8 protein-coding genes and 1 pseudogene are annotated in these 10,514 nt (G+C 73.7%); 5 read left to right on the top strand and 4 right to left on the bottom strand.

Translation table 11 applies throughout. The annotated features are described in order from the left end of the window. Positions 1 to 288 precede the first annotated feature (288 nt). On the top strand, positions 289 to 1,275 hold the full coding sequence (locus CCN35_RS03530; protein ID WP_086791473.1) for a helix-turn-helix transcriptional regulator: 987 nt from the start codon (positions 289 to 291) through the stop codon (positions 1,273 to 1,275). A gap of 25 nt (positions 1,276 to 1,300) precedes the next feature. Here CCN35_RS03530 and CCN35_RS03525 read toward each other — a convergent pair whose 3' ends face one another. The 4 genes from CCN35_RS03525 to CCN35_RS03510 form a co-directional block, all read right to left on the bottom strand. Then, the gene (locus CCN35_RS03525) at positions 1,301 to 1,825 is read right to left on the bottom strand and encodes a methylated-DNA--[protein]-cysteine S-methyltransferase (protein WP_086791471.1); all 525 of its coding nucleotides are present in this window, start codon (positions 1,823 to 1,825) and stop codon (positions 1,301 to 1,303) included. A 7-nt stretch (positions 1,826 to 1,832) separates the two neighbouring features. Continuing rightward, positions 1,833 to 3,236, bottom strand: a complete 1,404-nt coding sequence (locus tag CCN35_RS03520; RefSeq protein ID WP_201450902.1) for a DNA-3-methyladenine glycosylase 2 family protein — start codon at positions 3,234 to 3,236, stop codon at positions 1,833 to 1,835. Between the two features lie 161 nt (positions 3,237 to 3,397). Then, a complete protein-coding gene (gene rsgA / locus CCN35_RS03515; protein WP_067397653.1) occupies positions 3,398 to 4,501 on the bottom strand; it encodes a ribosome small subunit-dependent GTPase A in 1,104 nt (367 codons plus the stop codon). A 295-nt stretch (positions 4,502 to 4,796) separates the two neighbouring features. Continuing rightward, complete coding sequence (locus tag CCN35_RS03510; RefSeq protein WP_067397677.1) at positions 4,797 to 5,465, bottom strand: GntR family transcriptional regulator; 669 nt, start codon at positions 5,463 to 5,465, stop codon at positions 4,797 to 4,799. Positions 5,466 to 5,618: 153 nt separating this feature from the next. Between CCN35_RS03510 and CCN35_RS03505 the strand changes: the two genes are divergently transcribed. The 4 genes and pseudogenes from CCN35_RS03505 to CCN35_RS03490 all read left to right on the top strand — a co-directional run. Continuing rightward, positions 5,619 to 7,277, top strand: a complete 1,659-nt coding sequence (locus tag CCN35_RS03505; RefSeq protein ID WP_067397652.1) for an L-lactate permease — start codon at positions 5,619 to 5,621, stop codon at positions 7,275 to 7,277. Continuing rightward, a complete protein-coding gene (locus CCN35_RS03500; RefSeq protein WP_067397651.1) occupies positions 7,277 to 8,659 on the top strand; it encodes an FAD-binding oxidoreductase in 1,383 nt (460 codons plus the stop codon). The genes CCN35_RS03505 and CCN35_RS03500 overlap by 1 nt, the downstream gene beginning before the upstream one ends. Beyond that, entirely contained in the window at positions 8,656 to 9,942 is a 1,287-nt protein-coding gene (locus tag CCN35_RS03495) for a (Fe-S)-binding protein (RefSeq protein WP_079129899.1), read from the top strand. Before CCN35_RS03500 ends, CCN35_RS03495 begins: the two co-directional genes overlap by 4 nt. A 6-nt stretch (positions 9,943 to 9,948) precedes the next feature. After that, a pseudogene (locus tag CCN35_RS03490) lies at positions 9,949 to 10,514 on the top strand (hypothetical protein); the annotation flags it as partial.

Below are 10,514 nucleotides of genomic sequence, written 5' to 3'. Positions count from 1 at the left end.
GACCCGGATCCGGGTCATGATCCGAACGGCTGGAACAGTGCCGTCGGACGCGCCCCGCGCGACGGCGGGGCCGGTCCGCCCGGTCCTGGGCCATTGGCGCGGAATTCCGCGTTCGCGCAGGCCACACCGCTCGGCCGGGCATCGGTGCTTCCCTGCGCCACCTTGTCAGAGTGACGGGGGATACGGCGATGATGTGCCGGGGCGGGTTTGCGCCGTGGCTGTTTTCCGCCACGATGGACCCACCGCGGAACGGCCATCCGGGGATCCTCAAGGGGAGGACAGCGGCTGATGCTGGCAGCGATAGGCCTGGACGAGACGCACGAGTCGGCGTACCGGGCCCTGGTGTCCGTGGGGGCTGCCGAAGTTCCCGATCTCGCACGGCGGTTGATGCTCAGTGAGGAGGACACCGAGCGCGCCCTGCGGCGACTGGAGCGGCAGGGACTCGCGGCCCAGTCCTCGGCCCGGCCCGGCCGCTGGGTGGCCGCGCCTCCCGGGGTGGCGCTGGGTGCCCTGCTCACCCAGCAGCGGCATGAGCTGGAGAAGGCGGAACTGGCGGTCGCGCTGCTCGCCGAGGAGTACCGGGCGGCCGCCGCCGAGCCCGCCGTGCACGACCTGGTCGAGGTCGTCACCGGCACCTCCGCGATCGCCCAGCGCTTCCTGCAACTCCAGCTGGGCGCCTGCGAGGAGGTGTGCGCGCTGGTCACCGGCAGCCCGGTCGCCGTGTCCAGCCTGGAGAACCACGCCGAGGAGCAGGCGGTCGCCCGCGGGGTCCGCTACCGGGTGGTGCTCGAACGCGCGGTGCTCGATCTGCCGGGCGGTCTCGCGGAGCTGACCGCCGCGCTCGACCGCGACGAGGAGGTGCGGGTCCTCGACACCGTGCCGACCAAGCTCGTGCTGGTCGACCGGACGCTCGCCATGGTGCCGCTCACCCTGAACACCGCCGAGCCCACCGCGCTCGTCGTGCACGCCAGCGGTCTGCTGGAGCTGCTGTACGGGCTGTTCGAGTCGGTGTGGCGGGAGGCGCTGCCGCTGTACCTCGGGCCGTCCGGTGTCGCCGAGGAGGCTCCGGACGGTCCCGACGCCACCGATCTGGAAGTGCTGTCCCTGCTGCTGGCCGGTCTGACCGACGCGAGCGTCGCCAAACAGCTCGACCTGGGTCTGCGCACCGTGCAGCGCCGGGTGAAGCGGCTGATGGAACTGGCCGGTGTGACCACCCGGTTGCAGCTGGGCTGGCACGCCCATGAGCGGGGCTGGGTGGTCCGGGAGCGCGGCTGACCCGTGCCGTGCGGGCAGGCCGCGGCTACAGTGCGCCCTCCAGCGCGAGCAGACGCACCTTCCGCTCCAGACCGGCCGCGTAGCCGGTCAGGGAGCCGTTCGCACCGATGACACGGTGACAGGGGCGCAGGATCAGCAGCGGGTTGGCGCCGATGGCGCCGCCGACGGCCCGTACGGCGGCCCGGGGCATGCCGATGCGGGCGGCGATCTCGCCGTACGTGGTGGTCGTCCCGTACGGCACGTCGTCGAGGGCGGACCACACGCGCTGCCGGAACGCGGTGCCGTCCGCGTGCAACGGCAGCCGGAACTCCTTGAGTTCACCGGCGAAGTAGGCCTCGAGCTGTTCCTCGGCCGCGCGGAAGGGCCCGGCGTCGTGCCGCCAGTCCGCCCGGACCTCCCGGCCGCCCTTCTGGCCGGGCAGGGAGAGGGAGGTCAGTGTGCCGGAGGGGTCGGCGGTCAGCAGCAGGGGGCCGAGGGGGCTGTCGAGGCGGGTCCAGTACGTCGTCCGGACGGCCGCCCCGGTCGCGGGCGCGGTCGTGGGGTCGGTCATCACGGCTTCAACTCTCCTGAGACATGGGGCCTGAGACATGGAGGTGGTGCAGGGCGTACGAGCGCCAGGGACGCCAGCTGTCGGGGGCGTCCACGCCGGGCGGGACCGCATCGGGGTCGCCGAGGGCGCGGCTGCGGATGACGGCGGCCGTGGCGGGGTCCATTCCGGGCAGGGCGAGCAGCGCCCGGTGCGTTTCGTCCCGGTCGGCGCCCGGGTCCAGCCGTACGGTGCCGTCGGCGAGGGCGGCGGCCAGGGCACCCAGGGGGCCGTCCGGCTCGGCCTCGGCGAGGACGGCCGGTTCGGGGAAGAGGTGGGTCAGCGAGCCCTGGGGGGCGTCCAGCGCCTTGCCGTAGCGCCGTACCAGCTCCCCGGCCGCCGCCGGTCCCACCAGGGCCCGGATCGCCGTCTCCTGCGGGTCCGCCGAGCCCGGCGACCGCAGTCCGGGCCGGGCCGCGACCAGCGGGGCCAGCCGTGGGTCCGCGCCGAGCCGTTCGTCGACGGCGTACGGGTCGGCGTCCAGGTCGAACAGCCGCCGCAGACGCTGCACGGCCGTCGTCAGGTCGCGCGGGTCGGTGAGGTGGAGCCGGGCCTGGAGCCAGCCGCCCGGGCGGGCTCCGCGGCGGGTGCCGGTACGGACGCCCGGACGCTCCTCGACGGCGGCGATCCCGGTGCCGTAGGGCAGGCGCAGGGTGCGCCGGTAGGTGCGCCGGCCGGGCGGCCCGCTCACCTCCTCCACGCCGGGCACGGCCTCGCGCTGGAGCAGGTCGAAGACGGGACCGGCCTGGTAGGGCCCCCGGTGGGCGAGCCGCAGCGGGATGCCGGCGGCGGGCGCGGCGTCCCGGCCGCCCCCGGGGCGCGGCGCGGCGGCCCGCAGCTCGCTCGGGGTCGCCGCGTAGACGGCCCGGATCGTGTCGTTGAACTGCCGCACGCTGGCGAACCCGGCCGCGAACGCGACCTGGGTCACCGGCAGCGCGGTGGTCTGCAGCAGGACGCGCGCGGTGTGCGCCCGCTGGGCGCGGGCGAGCGCCAGGGGCCCGGCGCCCAGTTCGGCGGTGAGCTGCCGCTGCACCTGCCGCGCGCTGTAGCCGAGCCGTGCGGCGAGTCCCGCGACGCCCTCCCGGTCGATCACGCCGTCGCCGATCAGCCGCATCGCCCGCCCGACGACGTCCGCCCGGACGTTCCACTCGGCGGAGCCGGGCACCGCGTCCGGCCGGCACCGCCGGCAGGCCCGGAAGCCCGCGCCCTGCGCGGCGGCGGCCGTGGGGAAAAACCGCACGTGCTGCCGTTTCGGCGTCACGGCGGGGCAGCTGGGGCGGCAGTAGATCCCGGTGGTCTCGACGGCGAAGAAGAACTCCCCGTCGAACCTGCCGTCCCGGCTGCGCACGGCCTCGTACCTGGCGTCCTCGTCCATCACGCTGTCCAGTCTCCGCCCCGGGGCGGGGTGCCCGCTGGCGGGAATCGGACATGGCGTCCGGCACACGGCCCAGGGCCGTGAGGGGCCCGCCCGGCAGGATCCGCCGGACGGGCCCCGGGAGGTCCGCGAGGTTCCCGGGGATCCTCCGTGAGGGTCCTCTAACGCCACCGTCCCCGCTTGATCTCCGCCGCCGCCCGGCCCTCGGCGCTCCTGCGCTTCCACTCCCGCCGGATCTCCGCCCGCAGCCGTGCGTCGGTCCGGGCGGTGATCCACTGGTTCTCGCGCATGAGCTTGCGGTAGCTCTCCAGCCGCCGTTCGGGCAGCTCGCCGGCCTCGACGGCGGCCAGCACCGCGCATCCCGGTTCGCGGTGGTGCGCGCAGTCGTGGAACCGGCACCGCCCGGCCAGCTCCTCGATCTCCGAGAACACCTGTCCGACGCCGCTCTCGGCGTCCCACAGCCCGACCCCGCGCAGCCCGGGTGTGTCGATGAGCACGCCGCCGCCGGGCAGGACGAACAGATTGCGGGTGGTGGTGGTGTGCCGGCCCTTGCCGTCGGTGTCCCGGGTGGCCCGGACGGCCATCACGTCCTCGCCGAGCAGGGCGTTGGCGAGCGTGGACTTGCCGGCCCCGGACTGCCCGAGCAGCACGGACGTCCCGTCGCAGACGACGGCGGCGAGGACGTCGAGGCCGTCCCCGGTCACCGCGCTGACCGGCAGCACCTGCACTCCGGGGGCCGTGGTCTCCACGTCCTGGACGAGATACGCGAGTCCTGTCGCGTCCGGTACGAGGTCGGCCTTGGTCAGCACGACCAGCGGTTGCGCACCGGACTCCCAGGCCAGTGCCAGGAACCGTTCGATGCGGCCGAGGTCCGGGTCGACGGCCAGGGAGACGGCGATGATCGCGTGGTCGACGTTGGCGGCGAGGATCTGTCCCTCGGACCGCTTGGAGGAGGTGGAGCGCACGAAGGCGGTGCGGCGCGGCAGCACCGTCCGCACATAGCGGGGACTGGCGCCTTCCGGATCGACGGCGACCCAGTCCCCCGTGCAGACGACCTTCACCGGGTCCCGGGGCACGACGAACTCCGTGTCGGCGCGCACGACTCCGGCCGGTGTGACGACGTCGCACAGTCCGCGGTCGACGCGCAGGACACGTCCGGGCACGAGGCCCTGCCCGGCGTGGGGAGCGAACGCCGCCTCCCAGTCCTCGTCCCAGCCGTACGGGGCGAGCGGGTGCGGCGCGGGGGGAAGCGGAGTGGAATGCAAGGGAGAAGTCAACGGGAAACCCTTCACGAGGGCGGCCCCGGCAGCGCGTACGGACGTGTGCGCGAGCGAGGGTCAGCCGAGGGCCGCGGAGGTGGAGTGGATGAACGTCCGGATGCGGGCAGCGCTCGTCGCAAGGACAGCCATCGGTCACACCTCCCTCTCTCCGCTCGGCTGACGGCGGCGCTCGGGCAGCGGCCGCCGTGAAGGACAGGGCACACCCTAGGGGGACCGCGCATGCGGATGCCACCGTTTTTCCCGTCGCCGGCCCCCGGGCCGGCGCCCCGGCGAGCGGTCCTCAGTCCTCGCCGCTTCCGAAGAGCTGCTGCAGGGAGCTGCACGCTCCGTCGAGGTGGGCCCGCATACGGCGGATCGCCTCCTCGGCGTCCGAGGCGCGCAGCGCCTCCAGGATCCCCCCGTGCTCGGCGACGATGCGTTCACGCCCCAGCGTGTGCCGGGTCTGCACCATGCACAGGTGCATCTCGCCCTTGATGCCCCGGTAGAGCCGGCTGAGGCGCGGACTGCCGACCGCGTCCACCAGCGACTGGTGGAAGCGCAGGTCCGACTCGACGAAGGTGCTGTGCGGGGTGTCGGGTCCCATCCGGTCCAGATCCGTGATCGCCCGCTCGGCGGCGCTCACCGGTACCGTGCCGCGCTCGACGAGCACCCGTACGACCTGGGTCTCGAGCGGTGTGCGGACCAGGAACAGGTCGTCGACGTCGGCGCGGGTGAGCTGGGGCACATAGGCCGGCTTGTTGGCGTCACGGCGCAGAAGTCCCTCGTGGACCAGGGCGGTCACCGCACTGCGGGCGGTGGGCCGCGAGACGCCGTACTCGGCCGCGATCTCGGTCTCCGCGAGGGTCGTGCCGGGGGTCAGCTGGCCGTCGAGCACACGGTCGCGCAGGGATGCGGCAAGGGCTTCGACGACCGAGACGGTGGACAGCCGGATGGCGGCGTCCTGAGCCATGAACACCTCCGAGGGAAACGCCGTCCATTCTCGCACGCACCTTGCCTTGCACGATCCATTGACAGACATGTGTGCCTGTCTGACAATCAACCAACCCCGCGCGCCGGAGTGACGGGGATCACGGCAGAGCCAACGATGAGGCAAGGACGCGTCATGGCTGCTTACCAACAAGTTTTCGACCCTGTCGGGGGATCTCTCGGATGGAGCGCGCTCTTCGCCGCGCTCCCCCTGATCACGCTTTTCGTCCTGCTGGGCGGACTGCGCTGGAAGGCGTGGAAGGCGTCGCTGGTGTCCCTGGCGGTCGCTCTGGCCGTGGCGGTTCTCGCCTACTCGATGCCCGTCGGGCAGGCGGCGCTGGCCGCGAGCGAGGGAGCCGCATTCGGCTTGTTCCCGATCCTGTTCATCGTGCTGAACGCACTGTGGATCTACAAAATGACGGAGATCACCGGCTGGGACGCCGTGCTGCGCAGGGCGTTCGGGTCCCTCTCCGGCGACCAGCGGGTCCAGGCGGTGATCATCGCCTTCTGCTTCGGCGCGCTGCTCGAGGCGCTCGCCGGCTTCGGCACCCCGGTCGCCGTCTCCTCCGTGATGCTGATGGCCGTCGGGATGAAGCCCATGAAGGCGGCCGCCGTCTCCCTGGTCGCCAACACCGCTCCGGTCGCCTTCGGCGCCATCGCGGTCCCGATCACCACCCTCGGCAAGATCACCGGCATGGACGCCGCCGACCTCGGCGCCATGGTCGGACGCCAGACCCCGCTGCTCGCCCTGTTCGTGCCGCTGGTGCTGGTCTTCATGGTGGACGGCAAGCGCGGTGTGCGGCAGACCTGGCCGGTCGCCCTCGTCGGCGGGCTCGCCTTCGCCGGCGCCCAGTTCGTCAGCGCCAACTACATCTCGTACGAGATCGCCGACATCGTGGCCGCCTTCGCGGGCGCCCTGGCCGTCGTGGGCATCCTGCGCGTCTGGCAGCCCAAGGAGGTGCTGACCGCCCAGGGTCCGGCCCCGGTCGTCGCCGGCGGCTCCACCGCCACCGCCGAGTCGGACGCGGTCCTGCGGCGCCGGCAGACCGGCGAGGGCTCCGCGCTGAAGGCGTTCGCCCCGTACCTGATCATCGTGGCGCTCTTCTCCGTGGCCACCGCCGGACCGGTCAAGACCTGGCTGGAGGCGCACTCGGGCTGGAAGTTCGCCTGGCCCGGTCTGGACGTCGTCAACGCCAAGGGCGAGCCGCTGTCCTCCGTGACGTACAACTTCAACGTCTTCAACGCCGGCGGCACCGTCCTGCTGGTGGCAGGTCTGCTCACCGCCGTGCTGTACGGCATCGGCGTCCGGCGGACCACGGGCGCCTACGCCGACACGGTCCGGCAGTTCCGGTGGACGATCGTCACCGTGATGGCGGTGCTCGCCCTGGCCTATGTGATGAACCTGTCCGGCCAGACCGTCACCCTCGGTCTGTTCCTGGCCCAGACCGGCGGCGCGTTCGCGCTGCTCTCCCCCGTGGTCGGCTGGCTCGGTGTGGCCGTGACCGGCTCCGACACCTCCTCCAACTCCCTCTTCGGCATGCTCCAGGTCGCCGCGGCCGAGAAGACCGGCATCTCCTCCTACCTGCTCGGCGCGGCCAACACCACCGGTGGTGTGCTCGGCAAGATGATCTCCCCCCAGAACCTGGCCATCGCGGCGGCGGTCGTCGGACTCGAGGGCCGCGAGGGCGAACTGTTCCGCAAGGTCGTCGGCTGGGGACTCGGCATGCTCGTCGTGGTCTGCGCCCTGGTCTACCTGCAGTCGACCCCGGTCCTGGACTGGATGGTGGTGCGCTGATGGCCGTCGGCACCGATCTGGCCAGGGACCTGGCCGGCATCGTGGGGGACGACCACGTCCGGATCGACGAGGGCGCCCTGACCGCCTACTCCCGCGACGCCACACCGCTGTTCCACGCGCGGCCGCAGGCCGTGGTGCTGCCCGGCAGCACCGAGGAGGTCGCGGCGGTGCTCCGCTACGCCACCGCCCACGGCATCCCCGTGGTGCCGCGGGGCGCCGGCTCCAACCTGTGCGCCGGCACCGTTCCGCTCAGCGGCGGCATCGTCCTGGTCCTGACCCGGCTGGACAAGCTGCTCGAGATCAGCTCCGAGGAGCTGCTGGCCCGGGCGCAGACCGGGGTGACCACCGCCACGCTGGCGAGCGCGGCGGCCGCCAAGGGCCTGCTCTACGCCCCCGACCCGGGCAGCCACACCGTCTCCACGATCGGCGGCAACGTGGCGACCTGCGCCGGGGGGCTGCGCGGGCTGAAGTACGGCGTCACCCGCAACTACGTCCTCGGGCTCGAGGCCGTCCTGCCCACCGGCGAGATCATCCGCACCGGGGGCAGGCTGTGGAAGGACGTCGCCGGCTACGACCTGACCCGGCTGCTCACCGGCTCCGAGGGCACCCTGGCGGTGATCACCGAGGCCACCGTGGCCCTGCTCCCGGCCCCGGCCGAGACCGGCACCGGGGTGGCGTACTTCGACACCCTCGCCGACGCCTCGCGCGCGGTGACGGCCGTCATCGCCGCCGGTGTCGTCCCGGCGACCCTGGAGTTCCTCGACCGCAAGTGCATCCAGGCGGTCGAGGAGTTCGCCGGCCTCGGCCTGCGCAAGGACGCCGGTGCGCTGCTGCTGTTCGGCGACGACGGCTCGGCGGACAACGTCGAGGACAACCTGGCCAGGATCGGGAACATCTGCCAGGCGAACGGGGCGCTCGAGGTCACGCTCGCCGAGAACGTGGCCCGCGCCGAGGCCCTGCTCGCCGCCCGCCGCTGCTCCCTCCCGGCGCTGTCCCGGCTGGGGTCGCTGACGATCCTCGAGGACGCCACCGTGCCCCGGCACCGCATGGCCGCGATGGTGGACCGCATCGACAGGATCGCCGACCAGTACGACCTGCGGATCGCCACCTTCGGCCACGCCGGGGACGGCAACCTCCATCCCACCTGTGTGCTCGATCCCGACGACGACGAGGGCGCCGACCGCGCCCACCTCGCCTTCGCGGAGATCTTCGCCGCCGCGATCGAGTTGGACGGCACCATCACCGGCGAGCACGGCGTGGGCGCCGCCAAGCTGCCGTACCTGACCGACCGGCTCGGGGACGACCAGGTCGCGCTGTTGCGCCGCATCAAGAAGGCCTTCGACCCCGCAGGCATCCTCAACCCCGGAAAGCTCGGATCATGACCGACCACGACACCGTGGACCACACCGGCCCGTGCGGCTGCTCCTCCGGCTCCGAGTGCGCCGGAGGGGTCTGCGGGCCCGCCCCCGCCGCTCCTTCCCTGCCCGGCCGCCCGGCCGGGCAGGGCCGCGGGATCTTCGACAAGGAGCTGCTGGACCGCTGCATCTCCTGCGGGTTCTGTCTGCCCGCCTGCCCCACCTACGCCCTCACCGGCCAGGAGCCCTCCTCCCCGCGCGGGCGCATCACGCTGATGCGGGCGCTGGAGGCCGGCGACCTCGCCCCCGACGACCCCACGCTGGCCGAGGAGTCCTCGTTCTGCCTGGGCTGCCGCGCCTGCGAGACCGTGTGCCCGGCGGGCGTGGAGTACGGCCAGTTGCTGGAGCAGTGGCGCGACCACCAGTGGAGCGGCCGGAACCGGCCGTGGATCGCCCGGACCCTGATGATGCTGGTCTCCCGGCCCGGGCTGCTGCGCCTCCAGGGACTCGTCCGGCGCCATGCCCGCGGACCGGGCGAGAAGGCCGGGCCGCGCCCCGCCGCACCCGCCCCGTCGTCCGGGGAGCCGCCGCAGCAGCCCGTGTCGCTGATGCTGGGCTGTGTGGAACGGGGCCTGTACCCGCGGGTCTCCCGTGCCGTCCAGCGCCTGTGCCCGGAGGCCGACGTGCCGGCCGCGCAGGGCTGCTGCGGCGCGCTGCACGCGCACAACGGCGACTCGGCGACCGGCGGGAAGCTCGCCCGCAGGCTCGGCGAACAGCTGCCGGGCACCATCCTCACCACGGCGGGCGGCTGCGCCGCGCATCTCGCGCACCACCTCGGCCGCGACCGGGTGCGGGAGCTGAGCCAGTACCTCGACGAGAAGGGCCACCGGCCGGCCGGCCAGGTCATGGTCGACGGCCGCCGGGCGCGGGCCGCGCTGCAGGACTCCTGCCATCTGCGCAACGGGCTGGGCGTGACCCGCCCGCCCCGCGAGCTGATCGCCGCGGTCGCCGACTACGTCGAACTGCCCAGCGCGGGCAAGTGCTGCGGCGCGGCCGGCACCTACTCGATGCTCCGGCCTGCCGACAGCAAAAAGGTGCTGGACCCGAAGCTGAGCGAGGTGGAGGCGGCGGACGTGGACTACGTCGTGGCGGTCAATCCGGGCTGTCTGCGCCAGCTGGAGCAGGGGCTGCGCCGTGCCCGCTCCCGTGCCAAGGCCATCCATCTGGCCGAGTTCCTCGCCCTGGCCGCGCAGCCGGAGCCCGGCCGGCCCGGTCCGGCTCCGCGTGCGGACGGTCCGAAGGAGCCGTGAGATCCCATGCCCACGGATCACGCCTGTCAGGCCGCCGCCGACCTCGTGGCGCACAGCCTGCCCCCGCTCCGGGAGCATCTGGGCGCCGCCGGAGGTCACGGCGGCCCGGCCGACGGCGCGGCGGGACTGCTGACGTTCCTCGACGGTCTGTACGCCGAGCTGCACGGCACCCTGACCGGCTGGCACTCCACCGCCGGCGACCGGATCCGTGACGCCCTCGGTCTGCCCCCGCCGGGCCCCGAGGGCACGGCACCTCCCGCCCGGCCGCGGCCGTCCGGCTGGGAGGCCCTCGGTCTGGTGCGGCACCGGGCGGAGGAGATCCTCACCGCGCTGTCCGTCCGGTCGCGCGGCGAGGCGGTCGGCGCGGAGGATCTGCTGCGGAGACTGGAGCTGGTGGAGGACGCGTTCGCCGGCGCCCTGCGCCGGCTGGGCGTGCCGGTCCGGGAGTCGGTCCACCACGCCGCCGAGCTGGCCGCCGCCACCGGCTCGCTCTTCGGCGTGCGCCCGACCGCCCGGCCCCCGGCTCCCGACCCTCCGCCCGCCCCGGCCCGGCCGCAGCCCCCCGCGGCGCC

The organism is Streptomyces thermovulgaris (assembly GCF_002155915.1).
Lineage (GTDB): Bacteria > Actinomycetota > Actinomycetes > Streptomycetales > Streptomycetaceae > Streptomyces > Streptomyces thermovulgaris.
This window is presented reverse-complemented; position numbering and strand designations above follow the sequence as displayed.

What these genes read in the sequence shown, in the direction of transcription:
- CCN35_RS03505 (WP_067397652.1), top strand. Translation starts at nt 5,619, where the DNA reads ATGGCTGCTTACCAACAAGTTTTCGACCCTGTCGGGGGATCTCTCGGA.
- CCN35_RS03520 (WP_201450902.1), bottom strand. Translation starts at nt 3,236, where the DNA reads ATGGACGAGGACGCCAGGTACGAGGCCGTGCGCAGCCGGGACGGCAGG.
- CCN35_RS03500 (WP_067397651.1), top strand. Translation starts at nt 7,277, where the DNA reads ATGGCCGTCGGCACCGATCTGGCCAGGGACCTGGCCGGCATCGTGGGG.
- CCN35_RS03510 (WP_067397677.1), bottom strand. Translation starts at nt 5,465, where the DNA reads ATGGCTCAGGACGCCGCCATCCGGCTGTCCACCGTCTCGGTCGTCGAA.
- CCN35_RS03530 (WP_086791473.1), top strand. Translation starts at nt 289, where the DNA reads ATGCTGGCAGCGATAGGCCTGGACGAGACGCACGAGTCGGCGTACCGG.
- CCN35_RS03495 (WP_079129899.1), top strand. Translation starts at nt 8,656, where the DNA reads ATGACCGACCACGACACCGTGGACCACACCGGCCCGTGCGGCTGCTCC.
- CCN35_RS03525 (WP_086791471.1), bottom strand. Translation starts at nt 1,825, where the DNA reads ATGACCGACCCCACGACCGCGCCCGCGACCGGGGCGGCCGTCCGGACG.